We start from the raw sequence: 26,285 nt of genomic DNA on the forward strand, positions 1-26,285 counted from the left end.
AAAAGATAATTTGAGCTGCCGTTAGACCTTCTAAAAGAGGTTTTGAGTAATTCCCTTTAATGATATTGCGACAAATAGCCAATTTCACCTTTTTTGTGCAATAGATAAAATGATTTTTCAAATTAAGGAAAGGAGCGGGCAATGCAGAAAAGAATTCAGGAAAAAGCACCCAAAGTTGATTACCGACTTTTATATAAAAAACAAATATTGGACTATCTAGAATCTTTAAAGGATACGGAGCAAACAATATGGCAAATGGATGAATCCATGAAAAGACTTTTCCGCATTGGGGAACAGGTAATACCCGTTTGCTTGGCCAAACTCAGGGAAAATGACGAGGAAATTGCCCCCATTGTTTGCTATGCATTGGAATTTGCCAATGACTACAGTGTAGTCGAACCTTTGATGGATATATTAATAATGCCTAGTGTTTCCGACCGTATAAAAGCTCGGATATTGGCAGTGTTGACTCATTATGGAATAGATGCCAGTGAGCTTCCGCTTGAAATAATAATGGAAGATTTTGATAAGATGGCATCTGATTCAATGGCTGAAATGCTTGAGGATATTGAAAGTGATCCTTTTTTAATACCTTACATACTCGATGATTTGGATGAATTTTCCTTAGAAATGAAACTTGCTTATATAAAAGATTTGGGAGCACAGAAAGATGAAAGGGCAATCCCTCTTTTGGAAATCATAGCATCAGTTGACGATTATCCGGTGGCCCATGAAGCTATAAAAGCTTTAGGCCAGATAAAATCAGGCAAAGCGCTGTATGTCTTATATAAATTGGCAACTAAATCTGCTGAGGAAGATATACAAAGGATAGCACATCGTGAATCTCAAAGGTTGAAATTTAACGGCATATCTATGGAATTTTTTGAGCCTTGGGAAAATCTTCAGAACCCAACAAAGGTATTTATTTCTTCCATAGATGGTATAGGAAGCCGTGTGTTGTGGCTAGCCTGGAAAAACCCTTTTAAGAGTCGAAAGTTAAGCTTTATGAATTTGCTTATAAGCACTGATATGGGTGTTAGGGACTGTTGGGGAGTTTCAAATATAACGACTCGAGAATTTAATTCTTCGGTGAAAGATTTTTCAAGGACAACAGTCGTAACAAAATGTGATTTGGATTACGCAATTACATTATTAGGTGACGCACTATTTTTCAATAAAACAAAAGATTATCCTATTCCATATCAATTTTATTTTTGGAAACATCTACTGGAGCAAAATTGCCGCATAAATTGCGAGCCTTACTATCCGAAATTTACAGGCTATGATTTGGAATCAATTGAAAACGACCAAGAATGTTTTAAAAGTACTTTTGACTTATTTAATCATAGCTTTTTTAATGACTGGTTTATAGCACACCCCCGAGTTTATGATTATGCTGAAGAAAACAAGTCTAGAAAAGGATATTTAATAAAAAAAATGACATACCAAAAAGCGGAAAAGCTTTTTGCAAGATTTACCGAAGAGCTCATTGAACCTAATGCAGATAAGGTAAAAAGGATGTTGGAACTGTCCGCGGATTTTTTAGACAAAGCCGGTCAAACAGAAATAGCAAAAACCACCCTTTGCGCTTTTTTGCATATGGATATCAAGCCATTGTATCATCATCCTTTTATTCAGAGGATGATAGTTGAAAGTATAAAAGTAGCTTTAAATAACATGAAGAATGGCTTTGACATGCGATTTAATCCCAGCGACTTTGAATAGTCAAGAGCCTGAAACAAAAAAGGAGGTACAAAATGGGGAAAAACTTTTTATTTACTTCAGAATCAGTAACTGAAGGACATCCTGACAAAATATGTGATCAAGTAGCTGATGCTATTCTTGACTCGATTTTAAGTAAAGATCCTTTGGCGAGAGTTGCGTGCGAAGTGGCTGTTACCACAGGTTTGGTACTGGTTATGGGAGAAATTACAACTGATTGTTATGTGGATATTCCTAGCGTTACTCGAGAAACCGTAAAGCAAATAGGATACACTCGGGCTAAATTTGGCTTTGACTGTGACACATGTGCAGTAATTACCAGTATAAATGAGCAATCACCTGACATTGCTATGGGAGTTAACTGCGCATATGAAGCACGGCAAAGCATGGACAATGCTGATGAATTTGATAAGATTGGTGCCGGCGATCAAGGCATGATGTTCGGGTATGCCGTAAATGAAACTTCTGAACTAATGCCTATGCCTATTTCGCTTGCTCATAAGTTGGCAAGAAGGCTTGCTGATGTCAGAAAAAATGATGTACTTCCGTTTTTAAGACCTGATGGGAAGACACAGGTCACGGTGCAGTATGAAGATTCAAAACCTGTAAGGATTGATAAGATTGTGGTTTCTGCTCAGCATAGCTCTTCGGTGGAACTTTTGACTTTAAAAGAAGGCATTATAGAAGAAGTCATCAAAAAAATAATTCCGGCACATTTAATGGATAAAAAAACACAAATTTATGTTAACCCCACAGGCCGCTTTGTTGTCGGCGGACCCCACGGCGATTCGGGCTTGACAGGTCGCAAAATCATAGTTGACACATATGGTGGTTACGGGCGCCATGGTGGAGGCTCGTTTTCAGGTAAAGATCCTACGAAAGTCGATCGTTCCGCATCTTATGCAGCTCGCTATGTGGCGAAAAATATTGTTGCAGCAGGCCTTGCTTCCAAATGTGAGCTTCAGCTTGCGTATGCCATAGGTGTGTCAAGACCGGTTTCGGTAATGATTGATACATTTGGTACGGGAATTTTGCCTGATGAAGAAATTGAAAAGTTAGTAATAAATAATTTTGATCTTCGCCCTGGTGCCATTATAAGGGATTTAGATCTTAGAAGACCGATATACAGACAGATAGCTTCTTATGGGCATTTTGGGCGGGACGAGCTAGACCTACCTTGGGAGAAAGTAGATAAAGCAGAAATATTAAAAAAACAAGCCGGCAGCCTTTAGTAGGCTGCTTTTTTACTTGTTTTTGTCAATAACTGTAGACGCAGATAAAAAGGCAAAATATGACAAACCACGATTTGCATGTCAAAAGAAGGGATATCCTAGATTTTCATCGAATATAATATCTGATATATTGTGATATTTGGTACAAAAATAAATGGGGGTTTATTATGAATAAAGCCCATATGAATATAGAATATCTAAATGAAGTGATAAATTCTACTATTGATGCAATTGAAAAAGGACAAAAAGAGATTTTTAACATTTTTGAGTATGCAAAACAAGAATGCGAACGCATGGAAAGGGAGCTTGAAGACTTAAAAGCTCAAGTTAAAGATAGAATAAAAGAGGTTGATAACTTAGTTAAGCTTGAAAAAGCAGCTAAATTTAAGTTAATGACAGTAAGCCGGGACTTTGAAAAACACTCGGAGGAAGATATAAAAGCTGCTTATGAGGAAACTAAGGATATACAGATAAAACTTTCTATTGAGCGTCAAAAAGAAATTCAGCTTAGAGAAAAACGAGATGACCTTGAGCGGAATCTAAGAAGTATGCTTAATATATTAAACCAATCAGATCATTTGACAATGCAGTTGGGGGTTGCTTTAGGCTTTTTAAAAGGTGATCTTAAAGACATGTCGGGCCATATTTCGGATATCAATGAGAGACGCAACCTCGCAGCTAGAATCATAAAGGCTCAGGAAGAAGAACGACAGCGCGTGGCACGGGATATTCATGATGGGCCGGCTCAGACATTGGCTAATATAGTCATCCAAACCGAGATTTGTGAAAGGCTTATAGATAGAGATTTGAATGAAGCTAAAAAAGAGTTGAACGAACTAAAAGAAATTGTTCGCTCGTCCTTGCAAGAATTAAGGAAAATTATATTTAATTTAAGGCCATCATCTTTAGATAATCTTGGCCTGCAAGCAGTAACAAAACGTTATTGTGAGGAATTTCAGGAAGAAACCGGTATAAGGACGGAGTTTCGATTTTTTGGGGATAAAACGAGACTTGATTCTGAAATCGAAGTGACGATTTTTAGGTTAATTCAGGAAGCCCTTACAAATGTGAAAAAACATTCAAAAGCAAAAAACTGTATTGTGAAACTAGAGTTTGGTGATGGTAAAGCAAATTTAGTTATAGCTGATGACGGGGTAGGTTTTGAAGTATGTGCAAAAGATAGTAACGACTCTGAACAACATTTTGGTATTATGACAATAAAAGAGAGGGTTGCCCTTGTTGATGGCTCTTTTAATATTGAATCTGAACGGGGTCAAGGTACAAAATTATTTGCAACTATTCCTTTTACTAACGGACTTTAAAGGAGGATTTAGTTTTGGAAAAAATTACTGTAGTGCTGGCAGATGACCATGTACTGATGCGAAAAGGCCTTAGGAAAATTTTAGAGATGGAAGAGGATATTGAAGTAATAGATGAGGCTTCTGATGGAATTGAAGCCATCGAGAAGGTTATTGATAAAAAACCTCAAGTTCTTCTCCTAGATATAAATATGCCAAAGTTAAATGGTATTGAAGTGACAAAATCTCTAAGAGAGAAGGATGTCGATTCACAAATAGTGATTCTAACGATATATGATGACAGGGAATACCTTTTGGAATTATTAAAGCTTGGAATATCCGGCTATGTGCTGAAAGACATAGAACCCCAGGGTCTAATTGAAGCAGTGCGAAGCGCAAGCCGTGGTGAAACATACATACAGCCCAATTTAACGCGAGCACTGGTGGCTGAATATAATCGGCTAACACAGCCTGTATCAAATAATGATGTAAGAAAAAACCTTACGGCTAGGGAAAAAGAAGTTTTGGCGGATATAGCCAAAGGTATGAGCAACAGAGAAATATCTATCAACCTGGGTATAAGCGAGAAAACTGTAAAAAACCATGTAAGCAGTATACTGCGCAAGCTTGACTTGATGGATCGAACACAAGCAGCGGTTTTTGCTATCAAAAATAGGATTGTTTAGCTAAGATGTATATTTATTTTCTTAAAAGCAATACGACTACACTTCACGTAAAGTGTAAAAAAATGTCATAATAGGTCTAAAATACTAGTAAAATAGGACAAGTGGAATATACCAAATTTTACTAGTTTAGTATATAATAAAATTTAAGAAAGCCCTATTTCTTCTTAAATGATTTACCCCTTAGTTCTTTTTTAAGCCCCCCTTTCTTTCGTGGTTAAGACCCTGGAAGTAAGGGTCTTTTTTTTATTTCTTGATATAAAAGGAAATATCGTTTTTATGTAGAATAATATACAGAATATATAAATATTATATAAAAGTTAATATTATTTGGGGGCTTAACTGATGTCACCACATAAAAAGTACGCATATCTCATAGGGGCTTTGGGTTTTGCGTTTTTAGGGGTGTTAGTTGTTGTATTCGGTTTTGAGGAAAATCCAAACATAAGTTACATAATATTTTTGCTATTTATGACTATATCGGAGCTGCAAACTGTGCAGGTAGATAGTAGTTATTTAAGTGCTGGATTTGGCTTTTTATATTCTGCGGCATTTATTTTTGGTCCTGCATCAGCAGCTGTGATGAAGGTTTTAAGCGTATTAATCTGTCAAATATATTATAAAGTGAAAAATTGCTTAGACGACAGCGTGGAGAAAACCGTATTCAATGTGGGCCAGTATATGATAAGTTTTTTCTGTGCTACACAGTTATATTCATTAAACAAAAAGAGTTTTATAAATAATAATCTTACATATGAGATAGTTGTGCAGGGCTTGCCCATAACGATTTATTTTTTACTTAACAATCTATTGGTAGAATATTACATAGTTTTAAAGCAGCAGAGACCAATACCTAAGCGGATTTCAAAGTCTGTACTAATGGATTTTTCGACATATCTGATAGCAGTACCTGCCGGGATATCAATAGTAAGTATATATAATAAACACGATTTTTTCGAAACTGTGCTAGTCTTGGTTATTTATCTGGCTGTAGTTTATGTATATATTTTGTATCATAATCTAATCAAGACAAACTGTGAACTGACTGCTCTTTATGATATGGTTACGAGTATTGCATCGACTCTTGATATTGAGATGGTGATGGATATAGTGCTTAGTTATGCCCAGAGCATAGCACCTTGGGATACGATATGCTTATATGTATATCAGAACGGATATTTAGTACCGGCTATTTATGAAGGCTTTGAAAATGAAACATTTAAATATCATAAATTAAAACCTGATGAACAAATATTTGGATACAATATTTTTACGCGTAAAGGAGAAATAATTAACAACTGTCATAAGAAGAGCACAGACTTAAAAGATATATCAATTGGCCCGGATGGCATAAAATCCATATTAGCAGTGCCTCTTACAACAAATAAAAAGCTCATAGGCGGTATTGTGCTTACCAGCAAAAAAAATAATATCTATACCAAAAAACATTTAACACTGATGAATATCCTGGCAAGCCAAGCTGCCGTTGCATTGACAAATGCACAGCTTTTTGATGAAACTTCCCAAATGGCAATTACTGACGGACTTACCGGTTTATATAATCATACCTATATATACTCGGAGATGGAACGGCAAATGAGAGGTATAAACAATGCCGGCGGTATTTTTAGTCTTATTATCATCGATGTAGATCATTTTAAAACATATAATGACATGTATGGCCATATTGTAGGAGATATCATATTAAAGAATTTAGCCGATGTTTTAAAGAAAAATGTAAGGGATAAGGATATTATAGGCAGATATGGAGGCGAAGAATTTGCTATAATATTACCGGGCATTCCGCCGCTTGAAGCAATGATTATTGCAGAGCGCATGCGAAAAATTGTTGAAAAAACTGCGCTGGCTACAGTAGAAAATGAAAATATATATATTACTATAAGTGCCGGTATTGCGGCATATCCGACTAATGCAGCTTCGGTAGAAGACTTGGTTGACAAGGCCGACCAAGCCATGCTTTTTGGAGCTAAAAAAGAAGGCCGAAACAGGGTTGTAATATTTCGGCAGAATATAAGTATGGAAACTTAAATTTTTGATGGTAATTTTAAGCTGCTATAAAGCACATCCCAAATCTCTGGTTCTTCAAACCCCTTTCTCCACGCTGCGGCTCCTGCAAGGCCGTATTTTTCTATAAGAGCAGCTTTTAGCTTAATGGATTTTTCATCTTCCAGCCATATTTTAAAAACCGAATCTCCTTTTTTGTAGTAGGCAAAATTTTGTCCGGCTTTTTCATCCCAACTAATTTTAGCCTCATTTTTTTCGAGTATTTCTTTTACTTGAGCCATGGAAAGAGCTGTAGATTTAACTGTTGTGTTGCCACCATCATCAGATACTTCCTCCCACTGGCGTGTATAAAAAGGTAAACCCAGTATAACCTTTTCCGGAGGCACATCTTCTAAAAGAGTTGCAATACCCTTTTCAACCCAGCCTATGGAGGCGACAGAACCGCTGATAGGGCTTGTTGCCCAATGCTCATCATATGCCATTAAAATTACATAATCCACGACTTTACCCAATTCCTTCCTGTCATAGCACATGGACCAATTGGGACTTGTAGATTTGACAGTAACGTCCATAGATACGACAATACCCGCTTCATGAAGGATAGGGACAAGTTCACGAACAAATTGGACCAAAAGTCCTTTGTCTTCAAGATATACATTTTCAAAATCAAGGTTAATGCCATCTAGACGGAAAAGTTCAGCATACATCAGAATTTGCCGGATAATCTTATCGCGAGTTTCAGAACTTGATAAAAATTCATGGGTAATATCCGGGTCGAAGTTATTATTTATAAGTGGCCAAACTGCCAGATTATTTTTATGTGCCCATTCTATATAAGCAATGTCAGCCTTGCTATCAATGGTTCCTTGACCATCGATAATTGAAAACCAGGTGGGAGATATTATATCAAGGCCTAATGGAACAGATTCCATACTCTTATCAGGTGTAACTTTGTAAATATAGTCCCATACCATGTTGAGCCTACCTCTACCGGGGCTATATCGCCGATAATCAGGTTTACGCTCGGTCATTTCCGGCATTTCAGATACCTCCAGATGATTTTTTAGGATGTAACCAATTAAGCCGTCTTCAGTTCTGACTTGAAACCACCCGTCTTCGAGAGAATATACGGTGAGATTATCGGATTTTTTAATTTTAGCTACACTTGCAGAAAGCCATGTAGGCGAAAGTTTCATAATAGTTTCATCAGATATTATTTTACCTATCTTATGGGTATTAAGGTTTTTATCAATAATTACGCGGTTTTTATCTTGAATTACTTTAACTTTTATGCCATACAAATCCTCTAAAAGCCGAATGGGTATGTATGGCTGTTGTTGAGCTGCCAGGATTTTTGCAGGCAAGGATATTTCTGTGGGCTTTGTATTTATCATTGCGGTTAGACTTTCTGTTGCGAGGCGAACGGTTTTATCAAGTGTTGTAATAGTAACTTTACTTTCCGCTAAGTCCCAGAATATATAAGGGTCTAGATACTCTTTTATAATATTATATGATAAAAGCACATGATTGTTCTCGATTATGAAGGGAGTTTCTTCTGACAATACCATGTTTTCAATAACCAATATCGGCTTATTATCCGGCAGCGGTGAAACTGTATAAATATCTGTAAAACAGAAGATGCAGAAAAACAGTAACATCATTAAAAAAAGAGCGACAAAAGCAATTGAGTTTGATTGGGTAGCAGGTTTTACGCTCATTATTTCCTCCGTGATAAAAATAATTTATTTGACAATTAAAGAATAATTAATTGATATAATTCGACAAAAAACTTTCAGTTCCTCTATTTTTGATGGACTTAAAATATGCCAATAACTTCTCGAACACTAGAAAGTTAGGCAGTTGCACGTATATTCAAAAAATGTTAGAATAAACCGAACAGGTCTATTATTACAAGGCTAAAACTGTGTTTTAGTACATCAATGGAGTGCTTTATATGATTGAGCTGGAAGGTGTTGTAGAGAGAATTACATATTATAATGAGGAAAATGGTTTTACTGTTGCAAAAATTACAGTAAAAGATAGCGATGATTTAATTACGGCTATAGGGTATTTTCACTGTCTTGAAGTCGGGGAAGTATTAAAACTCAAGGGAAATTGGACTATACATAAAAATTACGGGCATCAGTTCAAGGTCGAGTTTTATGAGACGATTATGCCGGCGACTGTCAGGGGTATAGAAAACTATTTGGCATCAGGGGTAATTCGCGGCATAGGTCCTACAATGGCAAAGAAAATCGTAGAAGAATTTGGAGAAAAAACTTTGGAGGTCTTAAGTAACTCACCTGAAAAGCTTTTAAGTGTTCCCGGTATTGGAGAGAAAAAACTTAAAATGATAACTGAATCCTATAGCCAGCAACAGGAAACTCGCGATATCATGTTGTTTCTTCAAGAATATGGAATTGGTCCTAATGTAGCGGTAAAAATATATAAAAACTATAAAGAAAAATCAATTCAAATACTGAAGGAAAACTCTTATCGTTTAGCAGACGAAGTATATGGAATCGGATTTAAAACAGCCGACTATATTGCTCAAAAAATGGGTATGGAACGCGACTCTATGGAACGTCTCTGTGCCGGCTTGAAATATGCTATGGTAAAGGCCGCAGATGAAGGCCATGTTTTTATGCCGCTTGAGGAGTTGCTGCATAAAGCTTCGGAACTTTTATCCGTAGAAAAAGAGCCTTTAAATCAAGCTTTTTTAGCGCTTGAGGAAAAGAAAGATATTGTTGTAGAGAGGGCATGGGGCAGGGAAGATGTGTATTTGGCCGCTTTTTACTATTCGGAAAAGGCCGTCGCTCGCAGGCTTTTTTTATTGGCTGCTATGATAGACGAGCCGTTGGAAATTACCGATGAAACTATAAATGAGATAGAAAAGTGCTGCAATATAAGGCTGGCTAAGCGTCAAAGGGAAGCCATTGAAAAAGCGGCACAGCATGGTGTGTTGGTAATTACGGGAGGTCCGGGCACCGGTAAAACCACAACAATTCAGAGCTTATTGGAATTTTTCAAAAAGCAAGAATTAAAGGTGGCACTTGCAGCGCCAACAGGTCGAGCTGCAAAACGGATGGTAGAAGCTACAGGAGTTGAAGCAAAGACAATCCACAGATTGTTAGAATATAATGCATATGAGCAAGGCGGCATGGCTTTTGGCAAGAATCAGGACGATCCTTTAGATGAAGATGTTATTATTGTAGATGAAATGTCCATGGTTGATATAATTCTCATGCATCATCTGCTGTCTGCAGTAAGACCGGGTGCTCGACTTATTTTGGTAGGAGATAAAGACCAGCTTCCATCGGTAGGGCCGGGCAGTGTCTTGAGAGAAATCATTGAAAGCGATAGAATTCCGGTAGTGGTTCTTGATGAGATATTTCGGCAAGCACAGGAAAGCATGATTATAGTAAATGCACATAGGATAAATAAAGGTTATTTTCCATATATAAACGTGAAAGATAAGGACTTTTTTTTCGAGCAGGTTCTCCTACCTGAGGATATATTGGAAACTATCTTGGAGATGACTAAAAACCGGTTACCTAATTACGGAAATTTTGATCCATTTGAGGATATTCAGGTACTGACACCAATGAAAAAAGGGTTAGTAGGTGTTGCTAATTTAAACGACAACTTACAGTCGATTTTAAATCCGCCAAACAGGCGCAAGAAGGAATATCATTATCGTGCATGCGTTTTCCGTGAAGGTGACAAAGTCATGCAGATTAAAAACAATTACGATAAAGAAGTATTTAACGGCGACTTGGGCCGAATTGTCAGAATTGATGATGAAGATGTAGTCATCGTGAGTTTTGCAGATGCATGGCAAGAAAGGGAAGTGGCTTATCAAGGTCAAGAAATAGAAGAATTAAGTCTTGCTTATGCCCTTTCTGTACATAAGAGCCAAGGCAGCGAATTTCCGGTAGTTATTATGCCTATCACAACCTCGCACTATGTGATGCTGCAGAGGAACCTTTTATATACTGCCGTTACGAGGGCTAAGAAACTAATAGTACTTGTGGGTACAAAACAAGCCCTGACAATATCCATACAAAACAACAGGTCACTGAGACGCTATGGCCATCTAAGTGACAGGATAATTGACGAATTTTCCCAAGCAATTTTTAGGGACGGTTCCATTTAATTCACTTTTGATTCAGTGTAGATATTTTACTTAGTTGAGAGGTGGAAATGATATGTTAGAACAGAAACTCTCCAATCTAAAGCAAAGAATTCAGGCACTCAAACAGGTGGTGGTAGCTTTTTCAGGGGGCGTTGACAGCACTTTCCTATTAAAGGTATGTATGGATGTTTTGGGTAGGGATCATGTCTTGGCAGTAACCGCCAGGTCTGGGGCCTTCTCTGAAAAAGAGTTTATAGAATCTCAAGGCTTGGTAAACCTCCTAAATGCCAGGCAAATAATAATAGAATTAGATGAGTTGAATATCCCTGGTATCCTAGACAACCCTCCCGAAAGGTGTTACTTTTGCAAGCGGTATTTATTTAATAAGTTTATCAACATTGCCAGAGAACAAGGCTATGATTTTGTAGTGGAGGGTTCGAACTTTAGCGATACTGAAGATTTCAGGCCAGGAATGGTTGCCATACAGGAACTGGGTATTATAAGCCCATTGAAAGAAGTAGGCTTGACCAAGGATGAAATACGAAAAGCCTCAAAAGAAATGGGACTTCCTACATGGAATAAACCTTCATATGCATGTCTTTTTTCTAGATTTCCATATGGAGAAAAAATTACTCGGGAAAAACTTAAAAGGGTGTCCGAGGCCGAGGATTTATTGAGAGGCCTCGGGTTTTATCAATTTCGCGTCCGCAGCCATGAGGACCTTGCACGAATTGAAGTTTTGCCGGAGGAAATAAACAGGTTTTTTGAGCAAAGCTTTCGTGATAAAATAACAAATGAGTTTAAAAAACTAGGTTTCACATATATTACCTTGGATTTGACAGGATATAGGACAGGCAGCATGAATGAGGAGCTAAAAGAGGGGGACAGAGCAGCTTGGAAAAATTAAGAGGATTACTTGAAAAATTGCAGGCAGGAGATGTAACAGTTGATGATGTTTTAAAAGAACTAAAAAATTTGCCTTATGAAAATCTGGAATTTGCTCGGATTGACAATCATCGAAGCCTTAGGCGAGGAGTGCCGGAAGTAATCTACTGCCAAGGCAAGACAACGACTCAGGTGGTGGAAATAACCCGGCACATGCTGAAAAGCGGCAACAATGTTATGGGAACTCGAGCGGATTTAAAGACATTTCACGAAGTGCAGCTTATTGCCCCGGATGCAAAATACTATGAACCTGCAAGGATTTTTGCAGTTCAGCAAGAAGAAGTCTTGAAAAACGAGGGTATTATTGCGGTTGTAACTGCTGGGACATCAGATATACCTGTGGCCGAGGAAGCTGCTGTAACTGCAGAGCTGTTCGGCAATCCGGTAGAGAAGCTGTATGATGTGGGAGTGGCAGGTATCCATCGGCTGTTGATGAATATGAAAGTAATTCAATCAGCCAGAGTAATAATAGTTGTGGCCGGTATGGAAGGAGCATTGGCCAGTGTAGTCGGGGGATTAGTGGACAAACCCGTGGTGGCGGTTCCCACAAGCATAGGATACGGAGCCAACTTTCACGGCCTTTCTGCCTTGCTTGCAATGCTAAACAGCTGTGCCGGCGGTGTATCGGTAGTCAACATCGATAACGGCTTTGGTGCGGCATATGTTGCCCATCAAATTAATCGGCTGGGAGAAAAGAGTGAATAGGATAAATAAATTATGTAAATCAACTACGAATTAAGATATGAGGGAGTGAGCGCTGTGAAAAACGGTAACAGCAAAACCATCTTATACCTGGATTGCTTTTCCGGCATAAGTGGAGATATGTTCCTTGGTGCCATGCTGGATTTGGGGTTAGACAAGGAAGAATTTTTAAGTGAACTTACAAAACTTCCTTTACATGATTATGAAGTGGAAATAAAAAAGGCGTTGAAGGGCGGCATTACAGGCACAGATGTTATGGTGAAAACTCATGAGCATCATCCGCATCGGGGTTTAAAGCAAATATATGAGATAATTGACAACAGCAAACTAAAATCAGATGTAAAACAAAAAAGCAAAGAAGCTTTCTATAAGTTAGCTGAAGCGGAAGGTAAGGTTCACGACAAGCCTCCGGAAGAAATCCATTTTCATGAGGTAGGGGCGGTGGATTCTATTGTGGATATCGTAGGTTCATGTATTCTTATGGACATGCTAAACCCTGGAGCGGTCTATGCTTCGCCGGTCAACGTCGGCTCAGGAACGGTAAACTGCGCCCACGGAATCCTACCGGTACCGGCTCCTGCTACCATAGAACTTCTAAAAGGAGTTCCCGTATATGCGGCAGAGGAATCAGGAGAGTTTACAACGCCAACGGGAGCACTTCTTTTAACCATATTTGTTGACGAATTCGGGTCTATGCCCTTGGGAATTCCTGAAAAATCCGGTTATGGATTGGGTAAGGCCGAGAGAAAGTCTCCAAATGTTTTAAGGGCGGTCTTGCTTAAAGAATACTGCAATACCGGCGACATACATACAAACGATTTGGAAAAGGATAAAATAGCAATCCTTGAAGCGAATGTAGATGATATGAATCCCGAGCTATATGAGGGAGCTATTGAAAGCCTTTTTCAAAAAGGAGCATTAGATGTGTTTCTTACACCAATAATCATGAAAAAGACCCGACCCGGGATAAAGATTACCTGTCTTTGTCCGCCGGATAAAAAGCAGCATTTGGCGGAAACTATGCTTAGGGAAACCGCTACTTTGGGTGTAAGGGAATTGGTGTCGGATCGTATAAAGCTTTTTAGAGAGATAAAAGAAATAAATACACCTTTAGGGAATCTAAGGGTCAAGATAGCTAAAATAGGCGACGAAATCATCAGAACAACCCCTGAATATGAAGATATGAAATGTTTGGCTAAAAACAACAAGATGCCTTTACTGAAGGCTTATGAAATTGTAAATCAGTTTTTAGCAGGATGAGCAGGATGATCGGTTGATTCTTGTAAAGCAAAGTTCATAGTGCTATACTAAATTTATGTAAGCAAGCATTATCTTGCGATAATACTGTAATACTGTTTTTTAAGAATAATATTTGAATAGCTTTGATAGGAGTGTTTTTTTATGTCAGAAAATGTAAGAGTCAGATTTGCACCTAGCCCTACCGGCAGTCTGCATATAGGTGGAGCCAGGACGGCACTTTTTAACCTGCTTTTTGCAAGACACAATAACGGAACATTTGTGTTAAGGATAGAAGATACTGATACCGAAAGGTCCACCGAAGAATCTACGCAGCAGATTATAAGATCCCTAAAATGGCTTGGCCTTGACTGGGATGAAGGGCCGGAAAAAGGAGGAGATTTTGGCCCGTATTTTCAATCACAGCGATTGGAACTTTATAAAAAAGAAGTAGACAGGCTTTTGGCCGAAGGGAAAGCCTATTATTGTTACTGCAGTCCTGAAGAGCTTTCTGAGCGGCGTGAAGCAGCTCTTAAAGCCGGCAAACCGCCTAAATATGATGGCCGCTGCCGCAACCTTACGCCGGAACAAAGAAAAAAGTTTGAAGATGAGGGAAGACCATATACCATAAGGTTAAAAATGCCTGAAGAGGGTCAAACTGCAGTAGAAGACCTTATTCGTGGGACGGTAGTATTTGATAACTCTGTCTTAGATGATTTGATTATAGTAAAATCTAACGGCATTCCCACCTATAATTTTGCATGTGTTGTTGATGACAATGCTATGAAAATGACTCATATTATAAGAGCTGAAGAACATCTTTCCAATACGCCTAAACAGATTCAGACCTATTTGGCTTTAGGCTATGAAATACCAAAGTTTGCTCATGTTCCGATGATATTAGCACCGGATCGCAGTAAACTTAGTAAACGGCATGGAGCAACCTCTGTGGAAGAATTTAGAGATCAAGGTTATCTTGCGGAATCTATAATAAACTATCTAACGCTGCTTGGGTGGTCACCTGAGGGAACTGAAGAAATCTTTGACATGGATAAGGCTATAAGAGAATTCACACTGGAAAGAGTTAACAAAACAGCAGCCATCTATGATGTAAAGAAACTAACATGGATAAATGGTCACTATATGCGCGAGTTAGATTTGGAGTATATAACAGAGCAGACTATACCATTTATGATTAAGAAGGGTATTATTACCGAAGAAGAGGCACGGGATAATTTTGACTATATCAAAAAGGTAGTTGAAATTTCCAGAGACAGAGCAAAAACCCTGGATGAGCTGGCGGATACTATAAGCTTTTTCTTTAAGGATGTGACGGAATATGAAGAAAAAGGCGTTAAAAAACATTTTTCCAAGGAAAATGCCGCAAAGCTTTTGACACTGGGTGCCGAAGCCTTAGAAAAATTGGAAGATTTTACTCATGATAAAACCGAAGAAACATTTAGAAATATTACGGCCGATATGGGGCTAAAAGCGGCTGAAATTATTCATCCCACCCGGCTTGCTATCACCGGCAGGACTGTTGGCCCCGGCCTTTTTGACATTATCGTGCTTTTAGGCAGGGAAAAGACCGTGGAACGCATGAGAAAAGCTGCACAATGGATTAGTAATAAGAGCAATTAGCTTAGTTTTTCATCATAAAATCCAAGGCCATGCATTAATGTAGCTAAAAAGCTATCTTATGCATGGCTTCTTTTATTTATGAGAATTCATAAGCGCAAGTTTTGCAAGCAGCCGCTTTTAAATACTAAGTTGTGCTGCTTTTTGTCTGCAACGGCATCATAAATAGATTAAAATATGATGATATTTGTGGACAAGTGTGATATTATGTAATGTAGCGTAATAATAGAACTTTATAAAGCTTGGAAACAAGGAGGATATAGACTTGAAACCTATCAAAGTAATTACTTTTTTGATTGTGCTGACCTCAGCTGTAATGATACCATGGATAACCGGAGAAAAAACTGAGTTTGCTCCACTTTCGACAGAAGGTGCAGAATCAGAAAATATCATACTGGAAAAACCTGAAATTGATGTATTGCAAGAGATTGAACCAAAACCATTAAGCAAGTTTCCAAGCAAGATAACCGTCTTAAAAGCCAATGAAATAACAGCCGTGAACATCAGGGAGCTGCCGTCTTCAGATTCCAAAAGCTTAGGTGTGGTTTATGGAGACTTGGTACATGTAGAAGTTATAAAGAATTTAGATAATGGCTATACAGAAGTGAGCTGTAGGGACTATAGAACAATGAAACCAATTTGCGGTTTTGTTCCCACAGAATACATAAAAGAAGTTGATTTGGATGAAAAATTTGGGGTAATAGTTGATTTAAGTGAACAGAAGGTAGATATTTACGAAAATGGTAACATTATTAAAACTTTTTCATGTTCCACAGGACTAGATGAAAATGGCTGTGGTACCCCCGAAGGTCTGTACCGCATAGGTGAAAGAGGGGACTCTTTTTACAGCCCTAAGTATAAACAAGGTGGCTACTATTGGGTAAGATTTAATAACAACTATCTTTTCCATAGCGTGCCCTTTGACGAAAACAAAAAGATTATTGAAGAAGAAGCGGAAAAACTGGGTCAAAAGTCATCTCACGGGTGCATACGTCTTTCCTTAGATGATGCCCTATGGTTTTATAAAAACATACCACAGGGCACTCCGGTCGTAATCAAGGATTAAGCCATTTGTCGTAGAAGCTCTCATCGAGAGCTTCATATTTTTTGCCTCTCAAGAATTCTTCAAACTCTTTTAGGCTGACATTTTTATACTTGAACGTTTCTAGATATGACCGCAAAAAGTCTAATAAGTTTTCTTCACCGATTTGATTTCTCAGGTCTTCATAAAATAATACACCGGATGTATAAACAGTTGTAAAATATTCTTGCTGGTTTTTAAAAAGCGGAAGAGGGTCCAGCATATGTATATGATTTTTCATGACAAAATCTACAGAGGTATTCACATATCTGCCGAAATATGAATCTCTGCCGGGCTGTCCATAGCGCTTTTCGAAATAATAGGCAGTGGAAAATTCAGTTATTCCTTCATCCAGCCATGGCTCGTTTATTTGGTCGCTTCCGACTAAACCATACCACCATTGATGTGCGACTTCATGGGCGGTAGATCTTTCCAGGGAAGTGCTTGCTATATGTGGTTCCGTATATTTGGTAGCATCCATCATTATAAAAGTGGGAAATTCCATGCCTCCCAGATAATAATTAGCCTCGGCAATCCTGAGCTCCGGGTATGGGTATTTTCCAAACGCATCATTAAAAATACCAAGGGCATATTTTGCAATATTTAGTGCCATAAAACCACCCCGCTTATCCTCCGGGTGAAAATAAGACACTATTTTTATGCCATCAACTATATCTGTTGAAGTTTGATAATTATTGCTTATAGCTGCGGCGAATTCTCGTATACTGTCAATGGAATAAATAAAAATCGCCTTATTATCTTTTGTGTAGCTTTCCTCTAAAATCCCTGATGCAGCAACTGTAAAGTCTTTCGGCACTGTAAAACTTACGGTGTAATCTGATATATCGCTGTAAGTGCAGTCGCCTATAGCGTAATGCTTATCAAGATTCCACTTGCCATCCTTGCACACTGCCAGGACAGGATACCAATTACCTAGCGACAAGGTTATTTTACCATCTCCAAATGTCTGGTAGCCAAGACGAAATTTGGCCTGTGGGACAGTAAGCTCAAATTGTATATTTATAATTGATACATTACCGGGGTCTACCGGATGGTTTAATATTAATTTGAGTATCTCATCGTCTTCGATTAAAGACCAGGCAACATCTTTACCATCTTGCTCAACTTGCTGTATTTTTATTCCACCGGGGCTAAAGCCTTTAGGAAATGCGCGATAAAAGTCTTCCTTAAAAAAAGGCACACGGGCAGAGCTTGAAAATATATTGGGATAAAGATGAAAATAGAGTTCTTTAAAAATGTCCTCAGTATTATTTACATATGTTAAATTCATTACGGCTTTTATCTTATTTATTCCGTTATATTCGACCTTAATGTCGTAAACATTTCTCTCAGGTGGCAGATAAACAGTATGGCTTTCTTCGGGCTGTTGCGCCTCAGTCTTTACTATAGGATGTAAAAAGACGTTTTTTACAATAAGAAACATCAAAAATATAAGCAATACAGCAGCAACAAGTGTAACAACTTTTTTCAAAACAAATCCTCCTAAATAAATGAAAAACAAGCTAATATTTTCCCATATATTGTATATTATATTTATTTCTATGTAAAAGCATTAAATCCTTCTAAACTCTAAAAAAGAAAAATAAAGTTTAATTTTGCAGTAAAAAGTCGATTTTAAGCTAAAAATGTCAATATTTTCTAGCTGATTTAAAGTTTTGCTGCTTTCTGATTTTATATTTATCTTTGAAAGGGCTTTAGCATTAGGATTATAATAGTCATATTTTAAAGATATGTTTACCGGAGAAATTTATATAAAAAAGCTCTGCTCGTTAGACTGAGCAGAGCTTTTTAGTATTCTTAAACACTGTTAAATTATTATTGTTTTTAAGCTTTTCCGCTGCATCCCAAGACATTTCTCATTTTATGTATGACCATTTGCTTGATTGCATCCCGGCCTGGTCCAAGATACTGACGCGGGTCAAAATGCGACGGATTTTCTGCAAGATATTTTCTAATAGATGCTGTCATTGCAAGACGCAAGTCGGTGTCTATATTGATTTTGCAAACGCCCATTTCTGCAGCTTTTCTAAGCATACTCTCCGGAACACCTTGCGCACCGGGAATCTGGCCGCCATATTTATTACAAAGTTCTACGAATTCGCTAGGTACAGAAGATGCACCGTGCAGTACTATAGGAAAGCCCGGCAGCATATTTGAAATCTTTTCCAGCCTTTCAAAATCAAGTTTGGGCTCACCTTTGAATTTGTAGGCACCATGACTGGTTCCAATTGCGATAGCAAGTGAGTCGACTCCAGTCCGCTCTACAAACTCAACTGCTTCATCCGGGTCGGTGAAAAGGGCATCCTGCTCGGATACTTTTACCGCGTCCTCAATTCCTGCAAGTCGACCAAGTTCTGCTTCCACTACAACGCCTCGCTCATGCGCATAATCCACTACCCTTTTTGTTAATTCTATATTTTCCTCAAAAGGATATTTTGAACCATCAATCATAACTGATGTAAAGCCATCATCAATACATGATTTACATATTTCAAAGCTTTCGCCATGGTCCAAGTGAAGAACTATCGGAAGGCCGCTATCGTCAACTGCGGCTTCAACTAATTTTTTCAAATATACCGGTTTTGCATATTTTCTAGCGCCGGCAGATACCTGCAGTATGAGAGGAGCCTTTTCCTCCTGGGCTGCTTCTACGATGCCCTGAATTATTTCCATATTATTAACATTAAAAGCACCTATGGCATACTTACCATCGTACGCCTTCTTAAACATTTCTTTTGAAGTTACTAACGGCATAGGTAAACCTCCCATATTATTTATTAACATAAGTATATTACAAAAGTTGATAAATTGGAAGGTTTAAGTAAAGGTAGTGATTTCATATCGCTTGAAGGCGCTTTCCAAGATTTTCATTACAAGTCCCTCATATCCCAGTTTACAGGCATTTGCCATTCGAGTAAAAGCACTATACCCGTTTAACAATCCGGGTAGCGAGTTTATTTCCAAAACATATGGAATGCCATTTTTTATACGAATATCTAAACGAGCATAATCTCGTAGTGACAAAGCCTCAAACACGCATTTTGCTATATCGTAAATCATAGCAGATAATCCTTCATCAATAATAGCAGGGCATATATAAGTTGTCTTGTCTTTATGGTATGCCTTTACCTCGAAACTGTAAAATCTTGCCATGGAATCCGGAAGATTATCCAAGCATATCTCTTCTATAGGTAATAAGTACAAATCATCACCATTGCCGATAAGCCCTGCGTGAAACTCTTTTCCATCAATAAACTCGGTTATCATGACAGGAGGGTTATACAGCCTTAAGTTTTCTGCAACCTTTGCCTTTAACGATTTCATGTTATATACAAGGCTGTCTTGATAAATACCGCGGCTAGACCCTTCATCGCAGGGCTTTACAAGAACAGGGAAAGTTATATCATGCCAATCAAGTTCATTTACATTATGCACATAAATAAAATCAGGGGTATTTATACCTATGCCTTTCATGATTTTGCCGGCATATACCTTATTTGAAGCCAGAGCATGGCCCAGAACAGAAGAACCGGTATATGGAACACCCATAAACTCAAGAAAAGCAGGGACTTGCGAGAGCTTGTCCGCTCCTTTTATACCATTACATAGATTAAAGACAAAATCAATTTTTTCTGCACTTAATTCTAAAGGAAGATTAATATCGGCTTCAAGGATAACACACTCATGATATTTTGAGATAACTTCTTGTAAACCTAGAGCAGTTTTCCTTTTTTGTTCATCTTCTCGAAAACCCTCTTCATTTGGCAAAAACGCAGCCCTTGGCTTATCGATAAGAACAGCAATTTTCATATCTCGACCTCCTGATAAATGATATTATAATAAACGTAAAAGAATTCTCAATTTTCACTCATATAATAACATTTACAAGGCATTATGTAAAGTGAAAATTTAATTATATTCAAAAATCGCTAAAGCCTTTTTTGATGCGCAGTGGTGCCTAAAAAGAGCGGAGCTTAAGTTTGTAAGGCCATATTTGTTGGTGTGTAATTAATGTATTTAGATTATATAAAAATAAAATATAATATTAAAAAATATTTTCATTTTTAAAGAAGGACTTTTGAAAAAAATGTAGAATATATAAAACATAGTAACCGATTACTATGCATTAGGAGATTAAAGATGAACTTAAAAAATGCTACCATATACGATATTGCTAAATATGCAAAAACATCTACTGCTACAGTTTCGAGAGTTTTAAGCAACAGTGATTATCCTGTATCCGACGAATTGAAGCAGCGAGTTTTAGATGCTGCTAAGAAGTTGAATTATACTCCCAATTTAGTGGGTAGACAGCTTAAAACCAAAGAAACCAGTGATATTGCTGTTATAATTCCTAACATTTCAAATCCGTTCTATCCTTCAATTGTATTGGGAGTAGAAGATGTTGCCAGAGAGAAAGGATATAATGTATTATTATGTGATTCATATAGAAATCCCCAGTTAGAAAATGCATATTTGCAATCGATGGTCGAAAAGCAAGTCAAAGGAATCATAATTTCATCTATCTCCCAAAACAATAAAACATTTATGCAATTAGTGGAAAAAGATTTAAATATTGTCGCATTTGACCAAGATGTAACATTTCCATGTAACAAGATAACCTTCGATTTTGAAGACGGAGGATTTTTAGCAGTAGAACATTTGATAATGCTGGGACATAAAAAGATTGCTCTGATTGGTGCACCGATAAATAGACCTAGCAGAAAAAGCATTTATGACGGATATTTAAAGGCGCTAAAAAAATATAACATCAAATTTAATAAAGAATATGTACTATTAAATGAACTGGAAAAAGAGTTTCATAACGAAATATATGAGTATAAAAATGGTATTGAACTGGCAAAAAGGTTTTTACAATTGGATGACAGACCTACAGCTATATTTGCTATTAATGACCTAACCGCCATAGGAGTTATCCAAGGCTTAAAATCTCATGGTGTGAGAGTACCTGAAGATATATCTGTAGTTGGATTTGATAATATTTTCATTTCAGAAATGGTACAACCTGCTTTAACAACCGTTGATCAGCCCCAATATGAGATGGGTAAATTAGCAGCAAATCTTTTATTTGAAAGCCTTTCTAATAAAAGAGGTAAACATCTTGAAATACGTCTAAAACCTTCTTTGATAATCAGAGATTCTACCCAAAGAAGTTAGGTTTATTTTTTATTATAGTAATCGATTACTATAAAGCAAAGGTTGAAAAAGTGAATCAGTCTCACAATATTACAGAAGAAAGGAGAATTTTATGCAAATTATAATAATGAGCGATTGATGATGTTGTAATTTTTTATCTAAAAGTTAAAAAATGAAACAGGAGGTTTATATCATGTTTAAGAAAACAAAGTTTTTTGTCGTGGCACTATTGTGCTTGTTGTTAGTCCTCAATTTAACTGCTTGCTCAAATCAAGGTAAACAAAATTCTAATACCAATGAATCCATAAAAGATAAAAAAACAGACGAGCCTATAGTATTACGTTTAGCAGAGAACCAACCTGAGAATAACCCGGTTACTATAGCAATGTATAAATTTGCTGAATTAGTTGAAGAAAAAACTGACGGGAAAGTAAAAATTGATGTTTACCCCAATGCGCAATTAGGACAAGAGACAGAAACTATTGAACAAGTTCAACTAGGAGTTTTGGATTTAGCCCGTGTGAATTCTGTACCAATAGCACAGATAGTGGATGAAATGAAAGTATTTACCCTTCCTTATATGTATAAAGATTTATCACATAAATATAAAGTATGGGATGGAGAGATCGGTCAGGAAATACTTGAAAAGCTCAAAGAACAAGACATAATTGGTCTAGGATATCTTGAAGCAGGATCGAGAAACTTTTATACTACAAAAAAACCCATTAAATCAGTAGCTGATTTAAAAGGACAAAAAATTAGGGTTCAAGAATCTGAAGTCATGATAAAAATGGTAAAATTATTGGGTGCGGTAGCTACACCAATGAATTATGGTGAAGTATATACTTCTCTTCAGACAGGTGTTATAGACGGTGCTGAAAACGATTTTGTGAGTTACTATACCTCGGGTCATTATGAAGTTGCAAAGCACTATACATTAGATGAGCATTTAGCACCTCCAGCTTTGATAATAATGAGTAGAAAAGTCTGGGATGAATTGCCGGCAGAGTATCAAAAAGCTATTAAAGAAGCTGCGGATGAGGCAAAAGAGTTTGAGCGTAAAGCAATGGTTGAAAATAATGAAGAATGTAGAAAGAAAGTTGAAGAAGCAGGGTGCACTATATATGAAGTTGATATCAACGAATTCCAAGATGCTGTCGAGCCATTGTATAATGATTATCCAGAGTTGAGCGAAGTAATTAATGCAATTCGCGAAATAGATTAGAACTAGATGTTTGTATCCTGCAAGCAAAATCGTTTTAGCGATTTTGCTTGCCCTCAAATATAAGTTTAAAAGTGGTGATAAACTGTATGATAATCAAAAAACTTCAGGAATTTACAAGTGAGATAGTTAAACGTGTGTTGGCAGTTATATTGTCGCTTATGCTCTTTCTGACTTTTATGGAAGTTGTATTACGATACGTATTTAACAATCCTATTGCTTGGTCTGAAGAAGTAACATTAGTTATGCTTATTTGGTATGGATTTTTAGCCATGGCACTAGGTGTAAAAGATGACAGCCACATGTCTTTGGAATTTTTTTATGGGATATTCAGTGAGAACGGGAAAAAGGTGTTAGATTTTATCAGGCATGTCCTAATGCTTGCATTTTCGACTTTAATGACATACTACGCATTGGAACTGGCCAGAACATCAATAACTAAATACTTACCGGCATCCAAAATTAGCAGGAGTATTCTTTATATTGCCATGCTGATATCGGGTATACTTATGTTTATATATACGTTAGTACATTTAATCAGTATCTTTGTTAATCCAAAAGAAAGTGAGGTAACGAAATAATGGTTCCAGAAGCAATTGGCTCGTTACTATTATTTGGGCTTTTATTTGCCCTAATGATGATTAAAATTCCAATATCATTTGCTCTTGGAATATCATCAGTAATTACTGCTATTTATCTAAAAATACCATTATTAATAATTTTTCAGAAAATGGTAAGTGGTATGAATAGCTTTACATTCTTGGCTGTCCCATTTTTTATTTTAACGGCACAAATAATGCAAGAAGGTGGGATTAGCGATAAATTGATACAATTTGCAAATGTTATCGTCGGTAGAATTCGTGGTGGCACGGCTATGGTAAACATAATTGCTAGCATGTTTTTTGGTGGGATATCAGGCTCATCAGCAGCTGATGTATCATCTATAGGTGCTATGCTGATTCCTGCTATGGAAAAAGAAGGATATGATAAAGACTATAGTGTGGCAGTTACGGTAACATCATCAGTTCAAGGGGTTATTATTCCACCTAGCCAAAATATGATTTATTATTCTTTAGCTGCTGGGGGGCTCTCAATAAGTAAGCTCTTTTTAGCAGGATACATACCAGGAATTTTATTAGGAGTATCTCTAATGATACCTGCATATTACATTGCAGTAAAACGAGACTACCCTGTTGGGAAAGTAATTTCTTTAAAAGAAAGCATGTCAATCGTAAAAGACGCAATATTAGGGCTTATTACTGTTATTATTATCATTGGCGGTATTATCGGGGGCATCTTTACGGCAACGGAGTCAGCTGCAGTTGCAGGAGTTTATGCACTCTTTCTCACAATTTTTGTTTATAAAAACATGACCTTGCAAAAGCTTAAAAATGTACTTGTTTCTTCATCGAAAACTTTAGCGATGATAATGGCCATTATAGCAACTTCTTCATCTTTTGGTGCTTTATTAGCATACCTGAAAGTCCCGACACTGGTCGCAAATTTTTTCCTATCAATATCTGACAATCCAGTAATAATTATGTTTATGATAAATGTAGTGTTGATACTATTGGGTATGGTCATGGATATGGGAGTATTAATCCTTCTTTTAACACCAATTTTACTGCCAGTAGCAACGAGTGTTGGAATCGATCCAATTCATTTTGGAATAATTATGGTATTGAATTTAGGTATAGGTCTTTGCACTCCGCCGGTAGGAACATCTTTGTTTATTGGCTGTGCAATAGCTGAATTGCCAATAGAAAAATCCATAAGAGCTTTTATACCTTTTTATGCTTCAATGATAATTTTGCTAATTATAATTATAGCTGTACCCCAATTGTCGTTGTGGCTGCCCAGTATAATAGCTCATTAATTAAAAGAAGTTATATAATAATTTGATTTTAAATAGTAATTGCTTATTATTACAAATTACAAATTGGATATAAATATTTTATAAATTCTACTATATTTGATGCCTATTGAAAAAATGTGGCATGTACATGTATAAGATATTATGTAGACAGGATAAGGCAGATTTAATACTTTACTTACCAATAAAACTTTTATTACAGAAAGGATGATTTTTATGAAAATCGTAGTATGCAAAAATCCTGTAGAGTTGGGAGAAAAGTCAGCTGATGCAGCAGCACTTGTATTAAACAAAGCAATTTCAGAAAAGGGTTCAGCGAGAATATTGTTATCTACAGGAGCATCACAATTTGAAACAATAAAGGCCCTACAAAAAAAAGATGTTGATTGGAGCAAGGTTGAGATGTTCCACTTGGATGAGTACATTAATTTGCCTGAAACACATCCTGCAAGCTTCCGAAGATATCTAAAAGAGAGGTTTGTGAATCATGTAAATTTGAAAAAAGCCTATTTTGTAAATGGAGAAGGCAACATCAAGAAAAACATTCAAACATTAACAGATGCTTTAAGAAAGCAGCCGATTGATCTTGGCATAATAGGAATTGGAGAGAATGCCCATATTGCTTTTAACGATCCACCGGCAGATTTTGATACGAAAGAAGCATATATTGTTGTCAACTTAGATGACAAATGTAAAAGACAACAAGTTCGGGAAGGCTGGTTTGATAGCATAGAAGATGTACCTGACCAAGCCATTACAATGACTCCACATCAAATTATGCAGTGCAAAACTATTATTTCTCCTGTTCCCTTTAAAGTAAAAGCTGAAGCAATAAAACTTACTTTGGAAAATGAATTAACCAACGAGATACCCGCAACACTGCTAAAGCAACATAATGATTGGACTCTTTATCTTGATGAAGATTCATCATCAATGGTTGATAATAAGACGATTGAAAAGTATTTATATGTTATGTGAAGGCTATTTTTGAAGCCGCAAGAGCACATAATTTTAGGAGTATTGACTTAAGCAATGCGTAAAGGTAGAATAAAATTGTGCAATTAAATACAAAAATTTTATGGTCCGAAAGGTTAAAAGGGAAGGCGGTGAAAATCCGCTGCAGCCCCCGCTACTGTAAGCGAGGATAGAGCCCTGATATACCACTGTTTGATACTTGGTTTAATTAAGAACCTGCTAGGTATTGAACGGGAAGGTAGGGCAGTAGATGAATCGCAAGCCAGGAGACCTGCCATAAGATTTACAGAGTTTACCTTCGGAGGGAAGGAAAAACAGGAAAGCGTATCAAATACAACCC

At 37.1% G+C, this 26,285-nt stretch carries 20 protein-coding genes and 1 riboswitch; of the genes, 16 read left to right on the forward strand and 4 right to left on the reverse strand.

Annotation, left to right across the window (positions count from 1 at the left end):
* Positions 1-141: 141 nt before the first annotated feature.
* The 5 genes from BUC45_RS03215 to BUC45_RS03235 all read left to right on the forward strand — a co-directional run bounded on the left by BUC45_RS03215 (position 142) and on the right by BUC45_RS03235 (position 6,984).
* Positions 142-1,725 (forward strand): HEAT repeat domain-containing protein, encoded by a 1,584-nt coding sequence (locus BUC45_RS03215; protein ID WP_296970278.1) that lies wholly within the window; start codon positions 142-144, stop codon positions 1,723-1,725.
* Between the two features lie 32 nt (positions 1,726-1,757).
* Positions 1,758-2,954 (forward strand): methionine adenosyltransferase, encoded by a 1,197-nt coding sequence (gene metK, locus BUC45_RS03220; protein WP_296970280.1) that lies wholly within the window; start codon positions 1,758-1,760, stop codon positions 2,952-2,954.
* Between the two features lie 167 nt (positions 2,955-3,121).
* On the forward strand, positions 3,122-4,276 hold the full coding sequence (locus tag BUC45_RS03225; protein ID WP_296970282.1) for a sensor histidine kinase: 1,155 nt from the start codon (positions 3,122-3,124) through the stop codon (positions 4,274-4,276).
* 14 nt (positions 4,277-4,290) lie between these two features.
* Positions 4,291-4,938 (forward strand): response regulator transcription factor, encoded by a 648-nt coding sequence (locus BUC45_RS03230; RefSeq protein WP_296970284.1) that lies wholly within the window; start codon positions 4,291-4,293, stop codon positions 4,936-4,938.
* A gap of 342 nt (positions 4,939-5,280) precedes the next feature.
* Positions 5,281-6,984: a sensor domain-containing diguanylate cyclase gene (locus tag BUC45_RS03235; protein WP_296970287.1), complete on the forward strand. Its 1,704-nt coding sequence runs from the start codon at positions 5,281-5,283 to the stop codon at positions 6,982-6,984.
* Here the strand turns inward: BUC45_RS03235 and BUC45_RS03240 are convergent.
* Entirely contained in the window at positions 6,981-8,678 is a 1,698-nt protein-coding gene (locus BUC45_RS03240; RefSeq protein WP_296970289.1) for a glycosyl hydrolase family 18 protein, read from the reverse strand. The genes BUC45_RS03235 and BUC45_RS03240 overlap by 4 nt on opposite strands.
* 236 nt (positions 8,679-8,914) lie before the next feature.
* Between BUC45_RS03240 and BUC45_RS03245 the strand changes: the two genes are divergently transcribed.
* The 6 genes from BUC45_RS03245 (at position 8,915) to BUC45_RS03270 (ending at position 16,682) form a co-directional block, all read left to right on the forward strand.
* Positions 8,915-11,116: an ATP-dependent RecD-like DNA helicase gene (locus BUC45_RS03245; RefSeq protein WP_296970291.1), complete on the forward strand. Its 2,202-nt coding sequence runs from the start codon at positions 8,915-8,917 to the stop codon at positions 11,114-11,116.
* A gap of 52 nt (positions 11,117-11,168) precedes the next feature.
* The gene (gene larE, locus BUC45_RS03250) at positions 11,169-12,002 is read left to right on the forward strand and encodes an ATP-dependent sacrificial sulfur transferase LarE (protein ID WP_296970292.1); all 834 of its coding nucleotides are present in this window, start codon (positions 11,169-11,171) and stop codon (positions 12,000-12,002) included.
* Positions 11,990-12,745: a nickel pincer cofactor biosynthesis protein LarB gene (larB, locus tag BUC45_RS03255; protein WP_296970294.1), complete on the forward strand. Its 756-nt coding sequence runs from the start codon at positions 11,990-11,992 to the stop codon at positions 12,743-12,745. The genes larE and larB overlap by 13 nt, the downstream gene beginning before the upstream one ends.
* 54 nt (positions 12,746-12,799) lie before the next feature.
* Positions 12,800-14,002: a nickel pincer cofactor biosynthesis protein LarC gene (gene larC / locus BUC45_RS03260; protein WP_296970296.1), complete on the forward strand. Its 1,203-nt coding sequence runs from the start codon at positions 12,800-12,802 to the stop codon at positions 14,000-14,002.
* 141 nt (positions 14,003-14,143) lie between these two features.
* Complete coding sequence (gltX, locus tag BUC45_RS03265) at positions 14,144-15,619, forward strand: glutamate--tRNA ligase (RefSeq protein WP_296970298.1); 1,476 nt, start codon at positions 14,144-14,146, stop codon at positions 15,617-15,619.
* A 262-nt stretch (positions 15,620-15,881) separates the two neighbouring features.
* Positions 15,882-16,682, forward strand: a complete 801-nt coding sequence (locus tag BUC45_RS03270; protein WP_296970300.1) for a L,D-transpeptidase — start codon at positions 15,882-15,884, stop codon at positions 16,680-16,682.
* Here the strand turns inward: BUC45_RS03270 and BUC45_RS03275 are convergent.
* From BUC45_RS03275 to BUC45_RS03285, 3 genes are all read right to left on the reverse strand, one after another.
* Positions 16,672-18,189 (reverse strand): M1 family metallopeptidase, encoded by a 1,518-nt coding sequence (locus BUC45_RS03275; protein WP_296970301.1) that lies wholly within the window; start codon positions 18,187-18,189, stop codon positions 16,672-16,674. The genes BUC45_RS03270 and BUC45_RS03275 overlap by 11 nt on opposite strands.
* Before the next feature lie 353 nt (positions 18,190-18,542).
* Positions 18,543-19,472, reverse strand: coding sequence for a class II fructose-1,6-bisphosphate aldolase (fba, locus tag BUC45_RS03280; RefSeq protein ID WP_296970303.1), 930 nt, complete (start codon positions 19,470-19,472; stop codon positions 18,543-18,545).
* A 63-nt stretch (positions 19,473-19,535) separates the two neighbouring features.
* Entirely contained in the window at positions 19,536-20,528 is a 993-nt protein-coding gene (locus tag BUC45_RS03285; protein WP_296970305.1) for an ATP-grasp domain-containing protein, read from the reverse strand.
* A gap of 330 nt (positions 20,529-20,858) precedes the next feature.
* Between BUC45_RS03285 and BUC45_RS03290 the strand changes: the two genes are divergently transcribed.
* From BUC45_RS03290 to BUC45_RS03310, 5 genes are all read left to right on the forward strand, one after another.
* Positions 20,859-21,896: a LacI family DNA-binding transcriptional regulator gene (locus tag BUC45_RS03290; protein ID WP_296970307.1), complete on the forward strand. Its 1,038-nt coding sequence runs from the start codon at positions 20,859-20,861 to the stop codon at positions 21,894-21,896.
* Positions 21,897-22,068: 172 nt separating this feature from the next.
* Positions 22,069-23,100, forward strand: a complete 1,032-nt coding sequence (locus BUC45_RS03295) for a TRAP transporter substrate-binding protein (RefSeq protein ID WP_296970308.1) — start codon at positions 22,069-22,071, stop codon at positions 23,098-23,100.
* A gap of 86 nt (positions 23,101-23,186) precedes the next feature.
* The gene (locus tag BUC45_RS03300) at positions 23,187-23,678 is read left to right on the forward strand and encodes a TRAP transporter small permease (protein WP_296970310.1); all 492 of its coding nucleotides are present in this window, start codon (positions 23,187-23,189) and stop codon (positions 23,676-23,678) included.
* The gene (locus BUC45_RS03305; protein WP_296970311.1) at positions 23,678-24,973 is read left to right on the forward strand and encodes a TRAP transporter large permease; all 1,296 of its coding nucleotides are present in this window, start codon (positions 23,678-23,680) and stop codon (positions 24,971-24,973) included. The genes BUC45_RS03300 and BUC45_RS03305 overlap by 1 nt, the downstream gene beginning before the upstream one ends.
* A gap of 213 nt (positions 24,974-25,186) precedes the next feature.
* Positions 25,187-25,948 carry a glucosamine-6-phosphate deaminase gene (locus BUC45_RS03310; protein WP_296970313.1) on the forward strand — a complete coding sequence of 254 codons (762 nt, stop codon included), beginning with the start codon at positions 25,187-25,189 and terminating at the stop codon, positions 25,946-25,948.
* 84 nt (positions 25,949-26,032) lie between these two features.
* Positions 26,033-26,239, forward strand: a riboswitch (cobalamin riboswitch).
* Positions 26,240-26,285 lie beyond the last annotated feature (46 nt).

Source organism: Tepidanaerobacter sp. EBM-38 (assembly GCA_001896545.1).
Lineage (GTDB): Bacteria > Bacillota > Thermosediminibacteria > Thermosediminibacterales > Tepidanaerobacteraceae > Tepidanaerobacter.

What these genes read in the sequence shown, in the direction of transcription:
- BUC45_RS03215 (WP_296970278.1), top strand. Translation starts at nt 142, where the DNA reads ATGCAGAAAAGAATTCAGGAAAAAGCACCCAAAGTTGATTACCGACTT.
- metK (WP_296970280.1), top strand. Translation starts at nt 1,758, where the DNA reads ATGGGGAAAAACTTTTTATTTACTTCAGAATCAGTAACTGAAGGACAT.
- BUC45_RS03225 (WP_296970282.1), top strand. Translation starts at nt 3,122, where the DNA reads ATGAATAAAGCCCATATGAATATAGAATATCTAAATGAAGTGATAAAT.
- BUC45_RS03235 (WP_296970287.1), top strand. Translation starts at nt 5,281, where the DNA reads ATGTCACCACATAAAAAGTACGCATATCTCATAGGGGCTTTGGGTTTT.
- BUC45_RS03240 (WP_296970289.1), bottom strand. Translation starts at nt 8,678, where the DNA reads ATGAGCGTAAAACCTGCTACCCAATCAAACTCAATTGCTTTTGTCGCT.
- BUC45_RS03245 (WP_296970291.1), top strand. Translation starts at nt 8,915, where the DNA reads ATGATTGAGCTGGAAGGTGTTGTAGAGAGAATTACATATTATAATGAG.
- larE (WP_296970292.1), top strand. Translation starts at nt 11,169, where the DNA reads ATGTTAGAACAGAAACTCTCCAATCTAAAGCAAAGAATTCAGGCACTC.
- gltX (WP_296970298.1), top strand. Translation starts at nt 14,144, where the DNA reads ATGTCAGAAAATGTAAGAGTCAGATTTGCACCTAGCCCTACCGGCAGT.
- fba (WP_296970303.1), bottom strand. Translation starts at nt 19,472, where the DNA reads ATGCCGTTAGTAACTTCAAAAGAAATGTTTAAGAAGGCGTACGATGGT.
- BUC45_RS03285 (WP_296970305.1), bottom strand. Translation starts at nt 20,528, where the DNA reads ATGAAAATTGCTGTTCTTATCGATAAGCCAAGGGCTGCGTTTTTGCCA.
- BUC45_RS03290 (WP_296970307.1), top strand. Translation starts at nt 20,859, where the DNA reads ATGAACTTAAAAAATGCTACCATATACGATATTGCTAAATATGCAAAA.
- BUC45_RS03295 (WP_296970308.1), top strand. Translation starts at nt 22,069, where the DNA reads ATGTTTAAGAAAACAAAGTTTTTTGTCGTGGCACTATTGTGCTTGTTG.
- BUC45_RS03300 (WP_296970310.1), top strand. Translation starts at nt 23,187, where the DNA reads ATGATAATCAAAAAACTTCAGGAATTTACAAGTGAGATAGTTAAACGT.
- BUC45_RS03305 (WP_296970311.1), top strand. Translation starts at nt 23,678, where the DNA reads ATGGTTCCAGAAGCAATTGGCTCGTTACTATTATTTGGGCTTTTATTT.
- BUC45_RS03310 (WP_296970313.1), top strand. Translation starts at nt 25,187, where the DNA reads ATGAAAATCGTAGTATGCAAAAATCCTGTAGAGTTGGGAGAAAAGTCA.